The sequence below is a fragment of the Virgibacillus sp. Bac332 genome (assembly GCF_003667785.1).
In the GTDB taxonomy this organism is placed as follows: Bacteria; Bacillota; Bacilli; order Bacillales; family Amphibacillaceae; genus Virgibacillus; species Virgibacillus salarius.
Map to the genome: position 1 here is coordinate 1,466,913 of NZ_CP033046.1, position 20,582 is coordinate 1,487,494.

The following is a 20,582-nucleotide window of genomic DNA, read 5'->3' on the forward strand; positions in this document are numbered from 1 at the left end:
GAAAGCGCGTATATTTTCACGGTGCAGCGATAATACTCCTATTGATTAATTCGTATTTTGAGTAAAGAAGTTGTGTTTTGTCCCAGCCTCTTGTCTTTAAATTAGCATTCTTCTTTAAGCTGATTTACAAGCATCCGCACATGCAAAGCATGCATCTGCACATCTCTGACAATGATCGTGTGCATGCTTTTTGCATTCGTTTCCACAGGCTTCGCAAATTTCTGCACAGACAGAGGTTAACGCAGCAGAAAATGGTGTCCCTCTGCAGATTGCTTGCTCCAGATAGCTGCAAATATCTGCGCATTCTCGATCTAAACGTATACAGTTGGTCATCATTTTGATATCTTCCTCCTGCAAGCAGGCGTCATAGCAATGATTGCATGCTGTCATGCATTCATGTAATGCGCGAATAAGCTCCTGATGCTGTTCATGCCCCATTATTTTTACCTCCTAAAGATGAAATTAGAGAATGGATCGCAGTAAATTCTCTAGCTAAGTTCATCATGTTATTTCATCACTAACACTTACGTTGCCCAACTTCTTATATAATAAACAAATTCCTTTCAAGGATTTGTTATTTTGATAAACTGTAGAAAAGGAAATGGATGAATAGAGGAGAGAGGTTCCGATGAGTTACCAATGGTTAGATTGGGCAAGAAGATTACAATCTATATCCCAAGCTGGTTTAACTTTCACGAAGGATATATATGATCGAGAGCGCTATGAAGAGCTACAGCAAATAAGTAAAGAAATAATAGAGAGTTATTCGGAAATAGAGATGCAGCAATTATCGAACTTATTTGCATATGAAAAAGGATATCAAACACCTAAACTTGATGTGAGGGGTGCAGTATTTAAAGAAGAAAAAATATTAATGGTTAGAGAAAAAATGGATGATAAATGGTCACTGCCTGGAGGCTTTTGCGAAGTGGGGTTATCACCTAATGAGAACATTGTGAAGGAAATATGGGAAGAATCAGGGTATCATGTCGTGCCAACAAAATTGCTTGCGTTGTTAGATATGAATAAGCACTCTCATCCGCCACAACCCTATCACTATGATAAACTATTTATTCGTTGTGAAATTGTTGGTGGAGAGGAGAGTACTGGTATTGAAACGAAAGGGATAGACTTTTTCGCAGAGGATCAGCTGCCAGTTCTTTCTGTCGGTCGAAATACCGTAGATCAAGTTAAAACCCTATTTGAATTTAGTCGTAATCCTACAAAACAAGCGATAGTAGAGTAGGTAGTTAAAATCATGTCTCTGCATCAAAGCAGGAAAAATTAGTACAGCTATCGAAATAGGATTGTATAGAAAGGAAAATTGATGTACTTACAATACTTATTTCATGAGCCAATTCAATATATTACTAAATTAACGCCTAGCTACGAAGATCAGGCAAGTGATGTTTCGTTTGTGCAAACGAAGCGTCAGGCAGTGGTTGTACGTATTACGAGAATGGTAGATGAGCAGAGTAATGATTTTGGGTGGAAATGTAAAAGAATATTTGGGATTGATCCAAGAAACGTATTTTCCTTAGAACGTATAAATAATACATTAAATAATCTAACTTCCTGACCAAGGGTTGTTCATAAGGGGAAATCGTTTAATAGAGAATTCGTAGTCGTAGAGAAGCTGGAAGGGAAAACGCTTGAATCGTTTGTTGAACGACCTCCTGCTGTGCTACAAGGTCTTTGGAAAAAGATTGGCAAAAATTTATTAGTATCAGCAATTTTTGTTCCAATGCAATTTTTAGCTGTTAAGAATGGTATAACAGGTTTAATTCGTACAGAGGCTTATGCCTATTGCACCAAGAGATTTAGACTTTATTGGATTGGAATACGTTCTAGATAATTCTTCTGCATTAAGTTTAGGAAGGGTTATGAGTCGATATGGGAGCTTCCTGATTTAAAGCATGTAGACGGTTATCCCACATATAATTGGCAGTAAGCCCCACTTCAAGCAATAAAGTGAAACCAATATGGATAAGTGGGGGATCGACTACCAGTAAATGTCCGATTGGTTCAAAGGCTTTAGGTCATACCCTTGTGGTACGAACAAGCAGTTGAGGACAGCAAAACCCCCACTGATTGAAGTTTCAATGTATCGTTAGCTATATTGATTATTAGCGGTACAAGGTGACATGGATGTGAAGGTATGACTAGATTATAAGGTGCTATTTTAAGGGAGGAAGACGAAGATGAATCCTGTTTTGATTGTCGGTGCGGGTCCAACAGGACTTGTATTGGCTTTAAGTATGACTAAGTTTGGGGTTCCAATTAAAATTATTGACAAAGCAGATGGACCAGGTACTTCTTCTAGGGCAATGGCCGTGATGCCTAGAACGTTAGAGTTTTACAATCAGCTTGGCATTTCCGGTGTAATCATTAATGAAAGTATTAAAATAAAGGAAATGCAGCTACATGTGGATGGGAAAAAAAGAGCTCGTATGCATGTTGGTAGTTTAGGAACAGGGTTAAGCCCATTTACATCTCCATACAGTTTTCCGCAGGATGAGCATGAAAAACTACTTCTTGAAAAACTAAACGAATTTGGTATAACTGTCGACTGGAACACAGAGCTTCTTTCTTTTCAAGAAGATCAAAAATGTGTAAAAGCAAAAATGCTTCAGGCTGGTCATGCTTTGGAAGAAGAATTTGCTTATATCTGTGGTTGTGACGGTGCTGGAAGTGCAGTTCGGCATCAAATCAACGCAGATTTTCCTGGGGGAACTTACGAACAGCTATTTTACGTCATGGATATTAAAGCTACAGGTAGACCGATAGACTCGCAACGAATATCGCTTTGTTTTAGAGGAGAGGAATTTGTTGTACTTTTACCTGTTCGTAGTAAGAATACAACGAGGGCGATTGGTATATTTCCAAAACAGCTTGTTAATAGTCGTGACGATGTTGATAAGCTAGTATCCTTCATGGAAGAGGCTTATCAGTTGGACATAAAACAGGTTAATTGGTTTTCTACATATAACGTTCATCATAGGGTCGCTAGTCATTTTACTAAGGGTAGAGCATTTCTTGTCGGTGATGCTGCACATATTCACTCTCCTGCTGGTGGTCAGGGAATGAATACTGGAATTGGCGATGCGGTTAATCTCGGCTGGAAGCTTGCTTCTGTCGTACACGGAAAGGCGAAGGAAGAGTTACTTCATTCGTATGAAGTAGAGCGGAGGGCTTTTGCCGAACGCTTGGTAAATACCACGGATCGTGCTTTTACAAGTGTGGTTTCTGGCAGTTTTATCAATCGATTATTACGAAAACAAATTGTCCCAAGGCTTATACCCCTTGTAGATCATTCCATGCGTATTAAAGAGCAGCTATTTAAAATTATTTCACAAACGCAAATTGAATACACTCAAAGTCCACTAAGTAGTGGCAAGTATATGGGAGTAGAGTCAGGACAACGGCTTCCATTTACTGGAGATAACTATCAAACATTACAAACCATGGATTGGCAGGTTCACGTATACGGGTCAGCTTCTGCTCAATTATTGAATTTTTGTAAGAAGCGTGGATTACCTCTTCATACTTTTAGTTTTGATTCAATTGCGGAGCAAAAAGGATTACAGAAAGAAGCGATGTATTTGCTTCGTCCGGATGGTCATATTGGTCTCGTTCATTCCTATCAGGATATACAACAATTACAGGAATACCTTGATAACTGGGGTATTACTCCGGTCCATGTCAAGCAGTAACAAAAGATAATTTGAAACATGGTTATCCCGCTTTTTTAGCGGGATTATTTTTATGGTTTTACAATTACTATAGGGGGGTATAGTATATTTGTGTTGGAAATAATAACTAAGCAAATGATAAGAGTGAGGAGGGTATTTTATGAAACAAAAACATCAACACCATAATCATGAGCATCATCATACACATGTAGATCGAGAAAGCAATCAAGATAAGCACATGCACAAGCATCATCATGAAGAGCACAGCCATCACGGTCATCATGACCACGGTGACATGGTAAATGATTTTAAGAAACGATTTTTTATATCATTGATTATCACTATTCCAATTCTAGTGTTATCTCCAATGATTCAGGGATTTATTGGTGTGAATTGGCGATTTCCATCTGATCAATATATTCTATTTGCGCTAGCAACAGTTATTTTCTTCTATGGCGGTTGGCCGTTTATCACAGGTGGCATCCGTGAATTAAAAGATCGTAATCCTGGAATGATGATGCTTATTGGCTTAGCCATTTTAGTTGCTTACGGGTATAGCTCTCTAACGGTCTTTGGTTGGGAAGGTAAAGACTTCTTTTGGGAGTTAGCAACATTAATTGATATCATGCTACTTGGTCATTGGGTAGAAATGCGTTCGGTGATGGGCGCGTCCAATGCTCTTGAGCAATTAGTCAAGTTAATGCCTAATGAAGCACATAAACTAGATGAAAATGATGAAATAGAAGATGTACCATTGTCTGAATTGGCAAGTCGTGATCGTGTACTTGTTAAGCCTGGAGAAAAGATACCCGTAGACGGTACCATCCTTGATGGAAAATCTGCAGTAGATGAATCCATGCTTACTGGTGAGTCAGTACCCGTTGAAAAAGTAAAAGGTGACGAAGTAATAGGTGGTTCTGTAAATAAAGAAGGGTCGCTAACTATTCAAGTGGAGAAGACGGGAGAAGCGTCATTTTTATCTCAAGTTGTTACGATGGTGAAAGAAGCGCAGGAATCAAAATCGAAAACGCAGGATCTCACTAATCGAGCTGCCAAATGGTTATTTTATCTTGCCTTATTTGCAGGGTTAGCTACATTAGTTATTTGGCTGCTGCTTGGGTACTCTTATGATATAGCCATTGAGCGAATGGTTACGGTTATGGTTATTACTTGTCCACATGCTTTAGGGCTAGCTGCACCTTTAGTCGTTGCAGTTTCAACATCCATCTCTGCAAAAAAGGGGCTACTCATTCGTAATCAAGCTAACTTTGAAGGTGCAAGGAATTTAAATGCGGTTGTCTTTGATAAGACTGGTACGTTAACCAAGGGAGAATTTGGCGTTACAGATATTATTGCAGATAAAGGGTATCAAAAAGATGAGGTACTTGCTTATGCTGCGAGTGTTGAGCAGAATTCAGAGCATCCAATTGCAGCCGGAATTATTGGAGCAGCCAAAGATAAAGCTATCTCATTAAACAAGGTAAATGATTTTGAATCGATTACTGGCAAAGGGATTCAGGGAAAAGTAGATGGCAAAACGATTAACGTTGTCAGTCCCAAATATGTACTTGATAATTATCTAACATTTGATCGGAAGCTGTTTAGTAAAATGTCGGAAGAAGGTAAGACCGTAGTATTTGTGCTGGTTGAAGAGGAATTAATCGGTATGATTGCGCTTGCTGATATGGTAAGGGATACAGCAAAAGAGGCGGTTAGATCGTTGAAGAAACAGGGTATTCATTCTATTATGCTAACTGGAGATAATCAGAAGGTGGCAGATTGGGTTGCTAAACAATTAGGAATAGAAGAGGTTTATGCTGAAGTATTGCCAGATGATAAAGCGAATCAAGTGAAAAAAATTAAGGAAAAGGGTTGGAAAGTTGCTATGACTGGAGATGGTGTCAACGATGCACCTGCATTAGCAACTGCGGATTTAGGAATTGCAATTGGTGCAGGAACAGACGTAGCTATGGAGACTGCTGATGTTGTTCTTGTAAAAAGTAATCCAAATGATGTGGTAGAACTAATGGATTTATCACGGAAAACGTACCGAAAAATGGTGCAAAATCTATGGTGGGCAACAGGTTATAATATATTTTCTATTCCGCTAGCTGCTGGCGTGCTCGCGCCGATTGGAATTGTTCTTAGTCCAGCGGTTGGTGCAGTGCTAATGAGTTTAAGTACTATAATCGTAGCAATTAATGCGAAATTATTAAAAGCATAAATGTAATAAAGCGGCTTAAGGTTCCTCCCAAGCTGAGTGATAAAAAAACTAGTATATATAAAGCCTAGTAATCATGTTATTCTTTCATCGTAAAAGGAAATAGCAGAGGGATGACTCGTGTTGTATTTTCGCAGGAGTCACCCCTTATGCCTCTACGTTATTAACGTGTTTTCCATAGGATGAGAATCATCACCATTTCAAAAAAATGAACGATAAAGGTTCGAACGACTTTCTGGAAATAACTTCGTATCTTCCGATTCATATCGTTTGGAGCTTCGTTCACTCGCACCCTTTTGAGTAATGTTAATATATAATGATCCGTAATACCGTTTCATAGGAATGTGTTCCCCATCGAAAAGTGTTTTCCAAATTAAGCTCCTAATATAGTATCGACAATACCGTATTCTTTTGCTTCCTTAGCGCTCATGAAGAAATCACGTTCTGTATCATGTGCTATTTTTTCATATGGCTGGCCGGAACGATCGGCAATTAATTGATTGATTTCTCGCCGTTGCTTAATAATGCGATTAGCATAGATATTCATATCACTGGCTTGGCCCTTCATCCCACCGTGCGGTTGGTGTATCATAACCTCTGAGTGAGGGAGTGCAATTCTTTTCCCTTTTGTTCCTCCTATAAGTAGCACGGCGCCAAAAGATGCTGCCATACCTGTACAAATAGTTTGAACATCAGGTTTAATATGGTTCATCGTATCTAAAATCGAAAAACCGGCTGATACAGAACCGCCTGGGCTGTTAATGTACATTGAAATATCTTTTTTTGGATCTTGAGATGCTAAAAATAGTAATTGTGCAGTTACTGCGTTAGCGAGTGTATCATCAATTTCAGAACCGATAAATACAATACGATCTTTTAATAACCGTGAATAAATATCATAGCTCCGTTCTCCGTGATCTGATTGTTCTACAACATAAGGAATTGGTACGTTCATACGTTAACACCTGCCTTTATCGTTTAAGAGGAGTAATTGAATGAGGTAAAGGCTGTTCCTTATTCAGAAATATGTTAAGCAGCCATTTTACTTTCCATGGTATTTGGTGTATGTTGTCGTTGAGCATATAAGGCGCGAACAGAAGCGTTATCTGTCAGTAAGTTTGCTAGTAGTTGAACATCATCGTTTTGTAATGCATAGGTGTATAATTGGATACGTAGCACCTGATCTTCATCTATTGGTGAATCAAAATCTAAACTTTTTCGAACCTCATCCTTTACTTTTTGTCGTGCTCGAAAAAGATTTGCCTTAACGGCTCCAATGCTTACATTTGTCAATTGAGCAATTTCTTTGAGACTGCATTTACAAACATCTGCGAGTAAGAAAAAGATTTGTTGGTTTATAGTCAATTTGGATACTAACTGATTTAATAGATGCACAAGATTTTGCGAAAGTATATCACTTGTCGAATCGGCAATTTGTTTTTCGTAATCCTCGTATGGGATTATTGGTAGCTTTTTTTTACGTAGCTCATCAATCCATGTGTTTCTGGCAATTGTAGAAAAATAAGCTTTTTTTAGTGATGTAGGTTGATGTTTCTTCCAATTCACATAGGATTTTACCCAAGTTGTTTGCATGAGATCTTCTGCATCATGGGTGTTCTGTGTGAAGTGCAAACAAGCCTTCCAAATAGAAGCTACACACTTATTCCAAGCTTGTTGAAAATCGTTATCCATGGAAAACACTCCTTTTTCAATCTCCCCTTTCACATGTATTAACGAAAAAACGGCATAAAAGGATACGGATAGTTTAAAAAAATAAAAAAAGAATACTATCTATGTAGTATTACAATGAATAGGATAATATGGGGAAATACGTAATTCAAAAACACCTGTTGCATCTATGAATAGAACATGATATGCTTAACAGGCTATGCAAAAAAATAATTGATATAATATTTTTATCCAATTATATTATATCAATTATTTTTTGTGAAGTCAACACAAATGAGTAAAATAGTTGAATGGGGTTGGTTAAATGAGTTCGAAACATGGTGATTGGGTGGTTGAGCAACAAAGAGTAGAAAAGGTGATGGAAGAAATTTATAAAAAGGAAGAAAAACTACTTTCAAAGACTTCGGAATTGAAAGATAGTGTTATCGACCTTCGTAAAACATTTTGGGACGATGTGACAGTTAACTTGGATGAACCAGATGATGTAATTGAAACAGAAGCTAGCATCAAACAACAAGCTGAGCTATTAGCTCAAAAGGAAAAAATTCATGGAAGCATGGCTAAAGAACTTCAAACGCTAAAACAATTAAAAAATAGCCCATATTTTGGAAGAATTGACTTTAAAGAAGATGATGAAAAGACAGCAGAACAGCTATATATTGGTATTTCCTCTCTTATGGACAGAGAGGAGAAAGATTTCTTAATCTATGATTGGCGCGCACCCATATCAAGCCTATATTATGATTACACCTTAGGTAAAGCTGCCTATCAAACGTTGGATGGTATGGTGATGGGGAATATATCATTAAAAAGGCAATTTATTATACGAAATGGTGAAATAAAGGGAATGTTCGATACCGGATTGACTATTGGAGATCAGCTGCTTCAGGAGGCGTTGGGAAATAATGCTAGCTCTACAATGAAAAGTATAGTTGCTACTATACAGAAAGAACAAAATAAAATTATTCGCAATGAAAAGAGCAAGCTTTTACTTGTACAGGGAGTAGCTGGAAGTGGTAAAACATCAGCAGCGCTACAGCGTATTGCATACTTAATGTATCGTTATCGTAGTGAATTAACCCCTGAGAATGTGGTTTTATTTTCACCTAATCCACTATTTACGAGCTATATAAATAATGTGCTTCCTGAACTAGGAGAGACTAATGTGAAGCAATTAACTTTTTTTGATTATTTACAAGATAAGGTTGGGGAGGCAATGAGTATTGAATCTCCTTTTGCACAAATGGAATATTTGCTCACTTATCAAGAAGATGCTAACCGTCATTTTCGATTAAACAATATTAAATATAAATCAACAATAGCATATAAGCATCTACTTGACGCATATATAGCTGACCTTCATGCGGAAGGAGTACAATTTAAAAATATTTCATTTCGTAAACGTATTTTAATACCGAAGGAGAAGGTGAAGGAATATTTCTATACGATGGATCCAAATATATCCTTGCCAAATCGAATAGAGTTAACCGTTAAGTGGCTATTGAAAGAGCTTTATCAATTTCAAAAAGAAGAACTGAATAAAGATTGGGTTGAAGAGAAAATAGGACTGCTAGATAAAGCCGCATATGTGAAAGCGTATTATGAAGCTCAGGAGCAGGATGGGGATAGTGCAGTTGATGAAGAGTTAATATTAAGGAAGGTTGTAGTAGCCAAGATGTTCGATTCATTAAAAAGGCAAATAAAACAGTTAGCCTTCGTAAACGTTTTAGCTACTTATAAGAGGTTCTACACGTGCTGGGAGTCAGATGAGCTACCAGAAGACTGGACGTCATTTTCCTCCCAAACGGCAAGTAATTTATCAAAAAACTTTTTGACTTGGGAGGATGCTGCTCCATACGCTTACTTCAAAAGTCAACTCCTTGGTGATGAGACAGACCGTGCTGTTCGCCATTTATTCGTGGATGAAGCACAGGACCTTTCCGAGTTTCAATTTGCTTATATAAAGCATATGTTCCCTTATACGAGGATGACTTTATTAGGGGATATCAATCAAGCAATTAATGTCCATACATCAAGGGATAATCCGCTACAAGCAATGGGCGAGGATAATACTGAACGGATAACATTAACAAAAAGTTATCGTTCTACCAAGCAGATTGTTGAATTTACAACGTGTTTTGCTCCAGGAAAAGAAGTAATTGAACCATTTGAAAGGCAAGGAAATAAACCTAAGCTGCTGTATCTTAACAAGACAGAAAAAGAGGTCCTACTTACCTCAGTAAATGAACTTTTAAAAATTGGGTACGAAACGATTGCTTTTATTTGTAAAACAAAAAATGAATGTGTGGCTATCTATAACTTACTCAGCCCATCTATTTCTGTTACTCGAGTGGATGAGGAGACATATTCCTTTAAGAAAGGAATACTTATTATACCTGTTTATCTAGCGAAGGGGATTGAATTTGATGCGGTTATTATCCCAGATGCATCAACGAATCACTATACGGAATCAGACCGAACAGTATTTTACACAGCCTGTACACGTGCGATGCATGAGCTAGTTATGGTAACAGCGGCTGAGCCGTGTTTGTTTATCCATGAAGCTAAAACGGATACGTATGTAGTGGCCAATGGATAAGAGTTGTTGCCTTAGTCTAAAAGATAAAAAATGAAGATACTCCGAACTGCAATCCGAGGAATACGAAATTTTCCCCACATATAACTGGCAGTAACTGCCAGTAAATGTCCGGTTGGTTCTAGGGCTTTTAGGTCATATCCTTGTGGTACTACCAATTAGTGGGGGGTAAACAAAATTCACTAATTGAAGTTTCTATTTAAAGAGGTGGAAAGATTTTTTCTTAATAAAGGAGCTAAAACGCTTGCTTTTTTTCTGAAAATAGTATAAGTTTCATATATGCAACATTATTAGTTGTATAAAATATTTGTTTCTTAGGTTAATTAATTTGTCTTAGAGACAAATTAATGATTGGTAGTTCAGGTATTTCAAATTGCTCTTCCGGGGTGGTAGCCGGAAGAGCGCCCCCTTTGCCGCAATTTATTAGAAAAAGGAGCAAATTTGAGATGTTCAGGCTTATGCGTGAATCACTGCAATGGAGTAGTAATATTAGCTTTTTAACATTTGGAATGGCTTTTTTGTTTGCGTTGATTTCAACATTATTTCAAGAAGGTTCAGGATTATTTCTTAGTCTACTCATTGTGTTTGTCTTTATTATGATAGGAATTATTGGCGATACGATTGGCTTAGCTGCAGCAACTTCACAAGAGAATCATTTTCATGCTATGGCTGCTAAGAAAGTCAAGGGAGCAAAGGAAGCAGCATTTATTGCAAAGAAAGCCCCTTTATTTTCAAGTCTTTTTAATGATGTTGTCGGTGATATTTCAGGAATCGTTACTGGGGCAGCTTCTACGGCTGTCGTATTCCAACTGGCTAAACTGGTTCAAACTTCCGAAGGTTCCATATGGTTTATTATTATATCTGTTGTATTAACAAGTATTATCGCTGCTTTTACAGTAGGGGGAAAGGCAATTTGTAAAACGCTTGCGATCTATCATTCTACGAATATTATTTTATATACAGGTAAAATGATGTATTACTTAAAAGCCTGTACACGTATATTTGCAATTTGGAAAAAGGAGAATCGTTCAGTACATATGCAAAGTCGTTAAGCTGACGTGTTGCTTCGCGGAAGGTGAAAATTCTATATTGCTTTTCGCTCCTTGAATAAAAAGAACGGGGAAAGTATCTCAACGGACTGCGGATGAAAGGGTATAAACCTTCATCCTTTTTTATAAGTTAAGAAAGTATAAAATCAGTGCAATGACTGCGTTAAGCCAAGTAGTTATTTTGAAATGTTTGATGTATATTGGCAATGCTCCGACGAATTACTTCGCTTTCGGCGGGCACGGCCTCAACTAACTTTGCAAAGAAGAACACGTTGCAAAGTGGATTTTCGGCTCGCGCTAATCCCGCAGGAGTCTACGTAATTCGTCTCCGCTATGAGAAGGTGCAACAATTCTTGTCATAAGTAATAGGTTGACTTTTTTTACAATGGGTAAAGTGAAAATCGCTATCCGTGAGTATAAAAGCAGCTGTGTTACTTCATGCTAGCGTTGTAGAGCCTGATAATAGCGAAGGGCGGCCACTTCAACTCCTGTGGGAAATGTTTGACCTGAAGATCCACTTTTTTGAGCGGGTTTTGCTAAAAAAGTTAGCTGAAGGACAAACCCCACGGAAAGGGAAGTGGGCAGCCGGAGTGGTGGTCAAGCAGTAGCTATTATTCCATAATAGCTACTAGAGGAAGCGTAAATCTGAGCATTTAGTGATAAGGACTGAGCGAATTTTGCTCCGTTTTTCTTATTTCTCATTATGTTGTCCATTAATATGGAATGGAGTCATATTTATTAAAAATCAGTTGACAAAAGGGGGTTAATCCCATATCATTTTAAATGAAATTAATAATCATTCTCAATTATATAGTGTGGGTAATAATCTAATTAGCAGAAAGTAACCCTGATCCTATTTTCTTATTATTTACTGAGAAGAAAATACTGGTCAGTCTATGAAGAAGCTAGTAGATTTAGTCGAATAAAGCATAAGGTGCGTTGGAAGTTATGGGAAAAACAAATAAAGTGCACGTAGTTATATTAATGACTGCACCCCTTTGGATTATACTTATTACTTGTTTATCAGTGGTTTTGGGGACAAAATCGATTGCTTTAACTACCGTTTGGGATGCAATTATTAACTATGATCCAGAAAATGTCGATCATGCAATAATCATAACGTCACGTATACCTAGAGCTCTTGGTGCATTAATAGTAGGTGCCTTTCTAGCGATATCGGGAGCGGTTATGCAGGGGATGACAAGAAACTATCTTGCATCCCCTTCCATTATGGGAGTTACCGATGGATCAGCTTTTGTAATCACTATTTGTATGGTGTGGATGCCAGGTATGTCATCGTTACAAATGATTCTTTATTCTATGCTTGGTTCCTTATTAGGAGCAGGAATTGTATTTGGCTTTGGTTCACTTTTACGGAATGGGTTGTCACCTGTGAGATTAGCTATTATTGGCACCGTTATTGGTACGTTTTTAAGCAGTATATCATCGGCCATTTCCACCTATTTTCAAGTGTCGCAAAATGTGAGCTTTTGGTATAATGCACGACTTCATCAGATTGATCCATCCATGTTAAAAATCGCAATTCCTTTTGGCATAGTAGGAATCTTGATCATTATATTTTTAGCAAAATCAATTACTATCTTGTCATTAGGTGAAGACGTATCTGTTAACTTGGGACAACGAACGAAGCTTGTTAAAGCGATGACTGTTATAGCTGTTGTTATGCTGACAGGTACCGCCGTAGCACTAGTTGGAAAGATAGGTTTTGTAGGTCTAATCATTCCTCATATCACTAGATTCTTAGTTGGTATAGATTATCGCTGGATCATTCCTTGTGCTGGCGTAATTGGCGGCGGATTCTTGGCGTTATGTGATGTGTTAAGTAGATTTATCAATTATCCGTTTGAAACGCCAATTGGTGTTATCACTGCTTTTATTGGAATCCCTTTCTTCCTTTATTTAATTCGTAGTAGGGGAGGAGAGAAGCATGCATAAAGCAGATAGACGTCGATATATTACAACATTATTGCTTATTTCAGTTTCGATATTAGTGGCGATTTACATAAGCATTACAAATGGATCGTTTGATATTACGGTATCAAATGTTTTTCGAACCATTTTACGTATTAACCCTACAGAAGATTATGATTTAGTTATTTTTGATTTTCGACTACCACGAATTGTTATTGCTGGTTTAGTTGGGTTTGGACTCGGTATAGCTGGTGCAGTTATTCAAGGGATTACTAGAAATGGTTTAGCTGACCCAGGGATACTTGGTATAAATGCCGGTGCTGGAGCGGCGATTGTATTGTTTATGTTTTTCTTTAAAGATAAGATAACGGATACGGGATTGTTAGCTATTATGATGCAGCCACTCTTTGGGTTAATTGGTGGTCTTATAGCGGCTACGATTATCTTTCTCTTCGCTTGGAAAAATGGAAAATTAGATTCCCAACGTCTTCTGCTTACGGGAATAGCTATTGGATCAGGTTTTGGAGCATTTTCCCTTTATATTTCGTTAAAAATGAAAGCATCTGACTTTGAGATGGCAACGGTATGGATTTCTGGAACAATATACAACGCTAATTGGATTTATATTCTATCTATGATTCCTTGGATTATTTTATTTATCCCAATCATCTATAAAAAGGCTTATTTATTAGATTTATTTCAATTAGAAGAATCAAATTTAAAAAGCTTAGGTGTTTCCGTAGAGAAAGAGAAAATACTACTTCTAATAAGTAGTGTTGCTCTTGTCAGCGCTTGTGTTTCTGTATCTGGAAGTATAGGTTTTGTAGGGCTTATGGCTCCACATATAGCAAGAAGACTCGTTGGACTACAGCATAGATATGTGATTCCTATATGTGGATTACTTGGTGTACTACTTGTCATCGTATCAGATTTTATAGCAAAAACGGTTTTTGCCCCAGCAGAGTTGCCTGTTGGTATCGTGATATCGATTATCGGTGTACCGTATTTTCTATATTTATTAGTAAAAACGAAAACATAGGGAGGGGAAGGCAAATGAGTATTTTGCAGGCGGAGGCATTGGAGACTGGTTATGAAAGACATACGGTGTTCAGAGATCTTCATTTACAGGTGAAGACTGGTGACATCACGACAATTATTGGACCAAATGGCTGTGGGAAATCAACCTTATTAAAAACAATGGGAAGAATTTTAAAGCAGCGTAATGGAAAAGTATTCTTACAAGGCAAAGAACTTAATCATATACCAACAAAGAAAATTGCCAAACATCTAGCTATGCTTTCGCAAAATCCTACTGCCCCTGGTGAACTGAAGGTGGAAGAGCTTATCACATATGGACGTTATCCACATCGGAAAAATGTCAATAAATTAACAAAGGAAGATCGTAAGGTTATTGAATGGGCAATGGATATTACCTCCACTACATCCTTCCGTGACCGTAAAATAGGTAATCTATCAGGTGGTCAAAGGCAGAAGGTTTGGTTGGCGATGGCACTAGCTCAGGAAACGGAAGTACTATTACTAGATGAACCGACAACGTACCTTGATTTAGCTCACCAATTGGAAGTCCTACAGATTGTACAACGGCTTAATAAAGAGCATGGTTGTACAATTGTAATGGTATTACATGATATTAATCATGCTGCTAGGTTTTCAAATGAGATTGTGGCAATGAAGTCTGGTGAAGTTATTTCTGTTGGAAGTCCTTCAGATATCATTACAAACGAAGTATTAAAGGAAGTCTTTGAAATTGATGCAAGAGTAATGATAGACCCATACGATAATTCCCCAGTATGTTTTGGATATGATAGTATACAAGCATAAATAAATGTAAGGGGGAAATAGGTTGAAAGAATATAAAACATCGCCTGTAATTACATCTGGAGCAGAGAAATGGTCGATGACTTCGAGGTACGGTAGGCGATACGATATTTACATCTCTATACCAAAACAGCCAGCTCCGGAATCTGGTTATCCAATTATCTATGTTTTGGATGGGAATGCTTTTTTTCATACATTTCATGAGACGGTGAAAGTACAATCTGCTCGATCAGAAAAAACAAAAGTGATTCCGGCTGTTATTGTAGGCATTGGTTATCCGGTTGATGCCGCTTTTGCATCTGAATTTAGAGTGTACGATTTTACGCCACCTACTTCTGTGGAAAATTTACCACCCAAGCCTGATGGTAGTGCATGGTCTGAAAATGGTGGAGCAGAGGAGTTCTTTCATTTTATTACGCAGGAATTACAGCCATGTATAGATCAACACGTTTCCATTGATCGACAGAAACAAACATTATTTGGTCATTCTTTGGGAGGATTATTTGCATTGTATGTTTTATTTTCAGGAACGTCTGTATTTCAAACCTTTATGATAACAAGTCCTTCAATATGGTGGGGAAATCGCGTCATATTGGAGCTAGTAAAGAACTGGGCCGCTAATACCGATATAAGTGAAAAGCGGGTGTTTCTTGCTGTTGGTGAATTAGAAAAAGATCATATGGTAAATGATGCACGTGATCTCGCTATTCGACTGGAAGAGCTAAGATCAAAAGGATTAACAACGGTATTTTATGAATTGACGGATGAGAATCATGTATCCGTTGTACCAACTGTGATAAGTAGAGCAATAAGGTTTTTACATATGCATTCAGGTTAAGCATACGATAGTTAGATTTATTCCACATATAAGCGGCCGTAAGATTCCAGCTTCAAGCAATAAAGTGAAACAATTATTGGTAAGCGAGGGATAGGCTGCCAGTAAATGTCCGATTGATTCAAAAGCCTTCAGGTCATACCCTTGTGGTACTACCAAACCATGGGGGATAAACAAAAATCCCCAAGGATGGAAGTTTCATTTTATTCCAAGTATGGAACCAGTTGTATGAAACCGTAAATATGTTTGACATTAGGAACGCTTTACTTTATGCTAAGCATATTATAAACAAACGGTTACATTCGTTGACGAGAATGAGTAGGTATAAATGTGGATCTTTAGAGAGTTGGTGATTTGCTGCAAGCCAATGTTCCCATTATGCTGAATATCCTCTCTGAGAAGGAAGGCTGAATATTCATTTAAGTTTTCCCGGGGACCCGCCGTTAAAAGGGGCGCGTATGATAGTACGTTGATGAGTGCTAGATAATTGTATTGCATATACATTATCTGGAATCAGGGTGGTAACACGGGTGGAAACTCGTCCCTATCTAGGGGCGGGTTTTTTTATGTATATAAAAGGATGACGATACGAACCGTATAATAGTAATCATTGAAATGGAGTGAGTTTATGAACGAATCTGTGCATAAAGAGACAGCGATAGAAAGGGAGAAAAGAATAAAGGAATGGTGGAATGAGGAAGGGATCTTTCAGGAATCCATTCGAAACAGAGATGGCAATGAATCGTTTGTTTTCTATGAAGGTCCGCCTACCGCTAATGGGTTACCCCATGCTGGTCATGTCCTTGGTAGAGTTGTTAAGGATGTAGTAGCAAGGTATAAAACGATGCAAGGATATCAAGTGGTGCGGAAAGCTGGTTGGGATACGCATGGTTTACCAGTAGAACTAGGTGTTGAGAAAAAAATTGGAATATCTGGTAAACAGGAGATTGAAGCATATGGGGTGGAGGCATTCATCGAAGCGTGTAAGGAAAGTGTATTTGATTATGAAAAACAATGGCGTTCCTTTACGGAAGCTATTGGATATTGGGTCGACATGGATGATCCGTATGTAACATTGCATAATAATTATATTGAAAGTGTATGGTATATCCTTGCAACGATTCATAAAAAAGGGCTGCTCTATCAAGGACATCGGGTAACGCCATACTGTCCTAGCTGTCAAACATCGTTAAGTTCGCATGAAGTGGCTCAGGGTTATAAGGACGTAAAAGATCTATCCGTAACAGCGAAATTCAAAATAAAAGATACTAGGAATGAATACTTCTTAGGCTGGACGACAACTCCGTGGACATTGCCGGCCAATATTGCTTTAGCTGTAAACCCAGAAATGAACTATGTAAAAGTAGAACAGAATAATAATGTTTATATTGTTGCAGAAGCTCTTGTCGATCAAGTGTTCACAGCTGACTACCAGATCGTGAGTCAACATACGGGGGTAGAGTTTGTTGGTTTATCGTATGAACCGCTCTTTCCTTATGTAGAAGTATTGAAAGGGTATGTAGTGATTGGTGCTGATTTTGTAACTAAAGATAGTGGTACCGGGATCGTTCATTTAGCTCCTGCTCATGGGGAGGATGATTATCAGGCTGTTCAGCGAAATGGTTTGGATTTTGTTCATGTAATCGATCAGGCTGGAAGGTATAAAGAGTCTGTTAAACCACTAGCGGGGAAATTTGCCAAGGACAGTGATGTATCCATCATAAAAATGCTGGCAGATAAGGGACGCTTATTTGCAAAAGAGAAATATGAGCATAGCTACCCACATTGTTGGCGTTGCGATTCACCCCTTATTTACTATGCTATGGAAGGATGGTTTGTAAAGACTACTGCTATCAAAGATATTATTCTACAGAACAATGAATCCATCGATTGGTATCCAGAGCATATGAAGTACGGGCGATTCGGTAAATTCCTAGAAAATATGGTGGATTGGAATTTAGGGAGAAATCGTTATTGGGGCACTCCTTTAAATGTGTGGATTTGTGATAGCTGTCAGCACGAGTTTGTGCCAGAAAGTGTTCAAGCATTAAGAGAACATGCAGAAAAAGCTATTCCAGATGATCTGGAGCTACACAAACCATATGTTGATAAAATTACGCTAAACTGTCCGAAATGTAAGGGTAGTATGTATCGAACAAGTGAAGTGATTGATGTTTGGTTTGATAGTGGCTCCATGCCGTTTGCTCAATATCATTATCCCTTTGAGAATAGGGAGCTTTTTGAGAAGCAATTTCCAGCGGATGTAATTGCTGAGGGAGTTGACCAAACGCGGGGTTGGTTTTATAGTCTATTGACGGTATCTTCCTTATTTACAGGGAAGCCTTCCTATAAACGTGTATTATCGTTAGGGCATATTTTAGATGAAGACGGAAGAAAAATGTCAAAGAGTAAGGGAAACGTTATAAACCCAATCGAACTTGTGGAAACATATGGCGCTGATGCATTGCGCTGGTCATTATTGGCGGATAGTGCTCCGTGGAATAATAAGCGTTTTTCTTCAAATATTGTTGCTTTAGCGAAGTCGAAAATGGTTGATACATGGATGAATGTTTATTCATTTTATACGTTATATGTGAAGATTGATCAGTTTAATCCAAGCTTGCACCAAGCTGGAGAGAGATCCATACTTGATAACTGGATCCTTTCTCGTCTACAGACAGCCATAACAGAATCACAATTATATATAGATAGCTATGACTTTACTTCTGCTACAAGAGAGCTAGCTGTATTTGTTGAACAGGTGAGTAATTGGTATATTCGCCGTTCCAGAGATCGTTTCTGGGGTAAGGGAATGGACAATTCAAAACTTGCAGCTTACCATACGTTATATGAAATTTTGACGACAACTAGTCGTCTACTTGCACCATTTATGCCGTTCATTACAGAAGATGTACATGTTAATCTTACTGGTAATAGTGTCCATGTTGCAGATTTTCCTAACGTCGATAAAAACTTACTTAATAAACAATTGGAGAAAGAAATGGGTGGTGTCCTACAGGTAGTTGAATTAGCACGTCATGCTCGAAATACGTCAGGTATGAAAACAAAACAACCACTGTCGGAATTATTAATAGTAGGTGACGATATCCAAACGAATTATTTAATGAACTATCAAGATATTATCAAGGATGAAATAAATGTGAAGCAGGTTAATGTACTAAATCAACCAATAGCTTCTGTTCGATATGAAGTTAAATTGAATTTTCCAGTTGCTGGTCCGAAGTTAGGCAAGAAAATTGGGGAGGTCCAAAAACGGTTGCAGCAATTATCTACGGAAGAAGCAAAAAAGATTGCGGAAGGTGATTTCCAGGTAAGGCTTTTATCAGGGGAGATTTTACAGTTAGAAGCAGAAGATCTTTTAATTCAACAGGTAACAAAAGAGGGAATAGAGATGGCTACAAATGAAAGCTATGCTGTATATTTAAATACGCAAATAACGAAGGAACTTCAACAAGAGGGAATGGCCAGAGAAATTATTCGTGCTGTACAGCTATATCGAAAAGAATTGAATTTACCAGTTGATAAACGTGTACACCTTATCTTCGATGCTTCAGACAATGTAAGGGAAGTTATTACTCAATTTCGGGGAATTATGGAAAGAAATTTATTGGTAAAGTCAATGGAATTTGGAAAAAAAGACACCATGAAAACAATTAACGTGGAAGATGAATCGATCGATATAGCTATAGATATAGAAAGTAACTAAAAATTTCAGGGAGCGTAGCCTTGATTATGCTCAATCTATTTAATAGTCAGTTATAGTTTATTCCAAATTGTCTGTTGGCATGGATGACTTTAATTACGCTATAGACTTAATGGAATACAAGAAATGCCATGGAGACTAGTAGCTCCATGGCATTTTTATTACATTATTTATTATAGGCTCCATGCATAACCGGTCCTACATATGCATTCAATTTCCATCCAGAAGTAATTGCTGCTGTTACAAAGTCCTTTGCATCTCTGACAGCATCTTCAACGGATTTTCCTTTAGCCAAATTTGCTGTAATAGCAGCAGCAAATGTGCAACCAGCACCATGATTATAAGTTGTATTAATCTTATCCTTTTCCAAAAGTGTAAAGGAGTTTCCATCATAAAAAAGGTCTAAGGCTTTTTCGTAATCAAATGCTTTTCCACCTTTAATAATGACATTTTTAGCACCTAGTTCATGGATTTTTACAGCAGCCTCTTTCATACCATCAACTGTTTTAATCGGTCCTGTTTGTGCAAGTTGTCCTGCTTCAAATAAATTTGGTGTTGTGACAATTGCATGTGGTAGTAAAAGTTCGCGCATTGCGTCCGTGTTCTCTGGCTGAAGGACCTCGTCATCTCCCTTACATACCATCACAGGATCAAGAACATAATTACGCAGTTGATATTCTTCAATCTTTCTTGCACCTAATTCAATAATATCAACAGAACCTAGCATACCCGTTTTCATAGCATCAACGCCAACGGATAGAATGGTATCCAATTGCTTTTCTACAATATTAACATCAATGGGTGAAACATGGTGGCTCCAACCATCAGGATTCATTGTCACGATTGAGGTAAGTGCTGTCATACCGTAAACATCATGCTCTTGGAATGTCTTCAGATCCGCCTGAATTCCAGCACCACCGCTAGAATCAGAGCCAGCAAGAGTTAAGGTTTTTTTCATTGTCATTTATATCGCCCCAAACTTAAGATTCTTCGTTCTTCTTATAG

At 37.9% G+C, this 20,582-nt stretch carries 17 protein-coding genes and 1 other annotated feature; of the genes, 13 read left to right on the forward strand and 4 right to left on the reverse strand.

All coding sequences use genetic code 11. The annotated features are described in order from the left end of the window. Positions 1–114 precede the first annotated feature (114 nt). Positions 115–438 (reverse strand): four-helix bundle copper-binding protein, encoded by a 324-nt coding sequence (locus D9782_RS07010; protein ID WP_026680076.1) that lies wholly within the window; start codon positions 436–438, stop codon positions 115–117. A gap of 190 nt (positions 439–628) precedes the next feature. On the opposite strand from D9782_RS07010, the gene D9782_RS07015 reads away from it, so the two are divergent. From D9782_RS07015 to D9782_RS07030, 5 genes are all read left to right on the forward strand, one after another. After that, a complete protein-coding gene (locus D9782_RS07015) occupies positions 629–1,246 on the forward strand; it encodes an NUDIX hydrolase (RefSeq protein WP_121604382.1) in 618 nt (205 codons plus the stop codon). An 81-nt stretch (positions 1,247–1,327) separates the two neighbouring features. Further along, positions 1,328–1,579, forward strand: coding sequence for a hypothetical protein (locus D9782_RS07020; protein WP_026683054.1), 252 nt, complete (start codon positions 1,328–1,330; stop codon positions 1,577–1,579). Between the two features lie 102 nt (positions 1,580–1,681). Next, entirely contained in the window at positions 1,682–1,855 is a 174-nt protein-coding gene (locus tag D9782_RS22770; RefSeq protein WP_162986347.1) for a hypothetical protein, read from the forward strand. Between the two features lie 346 nt (positions 1,856–2,201). Beyond that, the gene (locus D9782_RS07025) at positions 2,202–3,713 is read left to right on the forward strand and encodes an FAD-dependent monooxygenase (protein WP_121604383.1); all 1,512 of its coding nucleotides are present in this window, start codon (positions 2,202–2,204) and stop codon (positions 3,711–3,713) included. A 139-nt stretch (positions 3,714–3,852) separates the two neighbouring features. After that, on the forward strand, positions 3,853–5,916 hold the full coding sequence (locus D9782_RS07030; protein WP_162986348.1) for a heavy metal translocating P-type ATPase: 2,064 nt from the start codon (positions 3,853–3,855) through the stop codon (positions 5,914–5,916). Positions 5,917–6,286: 370 nt separating this feature from the next. On the opposite strand, the gene D9782_RS07035 is transcribed toward D9782_RS07030, so the two are convergent. Further along, positions 6,287–6,868 carry an ATP-dependent Clp protease proteolytic subunit gene (locus tag D9782_RS07035; RefSeq protein ID WP_121604384.1) on the reverse strand — a complete coding sequence of 194 codons (582 nt, stop codon included), beginning with the start codon at positions 6,866–6,868 and terminating at the stop codon, positions 6,287–6,289. A gap of 74 nt (positions 6,869–6,942) precedes the next feature. Further along, positions 6,943–7,605 carry an RNA polymerase sigma factor gene (locus D9782_RS07040; RefSeq protein ID WP_026683058.1) on the reverse strand — a complete coding sequence of 221 codons (663 nt, stop codon included), beginning with the start codon at positions 7,603–7,605 and terminating at the stop codon, positions 6,943–6,945. Between the two features lie 301 nt (positions 7,606–7,906). Here D9782_RS07040 and helD point away from each other — a divergent pair, with 301 nt between their 5' ends. From helD to ileS, 8 genes are all read left to right on the forward strand, one after another. Next, complete coding sequence (gene helD / locus D9782_RS07045) at positions 7,907–10,201, forward strand: RNA polymerase recycling motor HelD (protein ID WP_121604385.1); 2,295 nt, start codon at positions 7,907–7,909, stop codon at positions 10,199–10,201. Positions 10,202–10,644: 443 nt separating this feature from the next. After that, positions 10,645–11,250, forward strand: a complete 606-nt coding sequence (locus tag D9782_RS07050) for a hypothetical protein (RefSeq protein WP_121604386.1) — start codon at positions 10,645–10,647, stop codon at positions 11,248–11,250. 407 nt (positions 11,251–11,657) lie between these two features. Then, positions 11,658–11,855, forward strand: a complete 198-nt coding sequence (locus tag D9782_RS07055) for a hypothetical protein (RefSeq protein ID WP_121603754.1) — start codon at positions 11,658–11,660, stop codon at positions 11,853–11,855. 340 nt (positions 11,856–12,195) lie between these two features. Continuing rightward, the gene (locus D9782_RS07060; protein WP_026680298.1) at positions 12,196–13,203 is read left to right on the forward strand and encodes a FecCD family ABC transporter permease; all 1,008 of its coding nucleotides are present in this window, start codon (positions 12,196–12,198) and stop codon (positions 13,201–13,203) included. Beyond that, positions 13,196–14,218, forward strand: coding sequence for a FecCD family ABC transporter permease (locus D9782_RS07065; RefSeq protein ID WP_026680299.1), 1,023 nt, complete (start codon positions 13,196–13,198; stop codon positions 14,216–14,218). The genes D9782_RS07060 and D9782_RS07065 overlap by 8 nt, the downstream gene beginning before the upstream one ends. 14 nt (positions 14,219–14,232) lie before the next feature. Next, a complete protein-coding gene (locus tag D9782_RS07070; RefSeq protein WP_121604387.1) occupies positions 14,233–15,021 on the forward strand; it encodes an ABC transporter ATP-binding protein in 789 nt (262 codons plus the stop codon). A gap of 76 nt (positions 15,022–15,097) precedes the next feature. Continuing rightward, entirely contained in the window at positions 15,098–15,856 is a 759-nt protein-coding gene (locus D9782_RS07075) for an alpha/beta hydrolase (RefSeq protein WP_121605839.1), read from the forward strand. A 293-nt stretch (positions 15,857–16,149) separates the two neighbouring features. After that, positions 16,150–16,402 (forward strand) — a binding site (T-box leader). Positions 16,403–16,481: 79 nt separating this feature from the next. Continuing rightward, positions 16,482–19,580 (forward strand): isoleucine--tRNA ligase, encoded by a 3,099-nt coding sequence (ileS, locus tag D9782_RS07080; RefSeq protein WP_121604388.1) that lies wholly within the window; start codon positions 16,482–16,484, stop codon positions 19,578–19,580. A gap of 163 nt (positions 19,581–19,743) precedes the next feature. Here ileS and pdxK read toward each other — a convergent pair whose 3' ends face one another. After that, complete coding sequence (gene pdxK, locus D9782_RS07085; RefSeq protein ID WP_026680303.1) at positions 19,744–20,541, reverse strand: pyridoxine/pyridoxal/pyridoxamine kinase; 798 nt, start codon at positions 20,539–20,541, stop codon at positions 19,744–19,746. Positions 20,542–20,582 lie beyond the last annotated feature (41 nt).

Excerpts from the sequence above, each read along its gene's own strand:
- D9782_RS07030 (WP_162986348.1), top strand. The coding sequence starts at position 3,853 with ATGAAACAAAAACATCAACACCATAATCATGAGCATCATCATACACAT.
- D9782_RS07065 (WP_026680299.1), top strand. The coding sequence starts at position 13,196 with ATGCATAAAGCAGATAGACGTCGATATATTACAACATTATTGCTTATT.
- D9782_RS07060 (WP_026680298.1), top strand. The coding sequence starts at position 12,196 with ATGGGAAAAACAAATAAAGTGCACGTAGTTATATTAATGACTGCACCC.
- D9782_RS07010 (WP_026680076.1), bottom strand. The coding sequence starts at position 438 with ATGGGGCATGAACAGCATCAGGAGCTTATTCGCGCATTACATGAATGC.
- D9782_RS07040 (WP_026683058.1), bottom strand. The coding sequence starts at position 7,605 with ATGGATAACGATTTTCAACAAGCTTGGAATAAGTGTGTAGCTTCTATT.
- pdxK (WP_026680303.1), bottom strand. The coding sequence starts at position 20,541 with ATGACAATGAAAAAAACCTTAACTCTTGCTGGCTCTGATTCTAGCGGT.
- D9782_RS07035 (WP_121604384.1), bottom strand. The coding sequence starts at position 6,868 with ATGAACGTACCAATTCCTTATGTTGTAGAACAATCAGATCACGGAGAA.
- D9782_RS07025 (WP_121604383.1), top strand. The coding sequence starts at position 2,202 with ATGAATCCTGTTTTGATTGTCGGTGCGGGTCCAACAGGACTTGTATTG.
- D9782_RS07020 (WP_026683054.1), top strand. The coding sequence starts at position 1,328 with ATGTACTTACAATACTTATTTCATGAGCCAATTCAATATATTACTAAA.
- ileS (WP_121604388.1), top strand. The coding sequence starts at position 16,482 with ATGAACGAATCTGTGCATAAAGAGACAGCGATAGAAAGGGAGAAAAGA.
- D9782_RS07050 (WP_121604386.1), top strand. The coding sequence starts at position 10,645 with ATGTTCAGGCTTATGCGTGAATCACTGCAATGGAGTAGTAATATTAGC.
- helD (WP_121604385.1), top strand. The coding sequence starts at position 7,907 with ATGAGTTCGAAACATGGTGATTGGGTGGTTGAGCAACAAAGAGTAGAA.
- D9782_RS07075 (WP_121605839.1), top strand. The coding sequence starts at position 15,098 with ATGACTTCGAGGTACGGTAGGCGATACGATATTTACATCTCTATACCA.
- D9782_RS07070 (WP_121604387.1), top strand. The coding sequence starts at position 14,233 with ATGAGTATTTTGCAGGCGGAGGCATTGGAGACTGGTTATGAAAGACAT.
- D9782_RS07015 (WP_121604382.1), top strand. The coding sequence starts at position 629 with ATGAGTTACCAATGGTTAGATTGGGCAAGAAGATTACAATCTATATCC.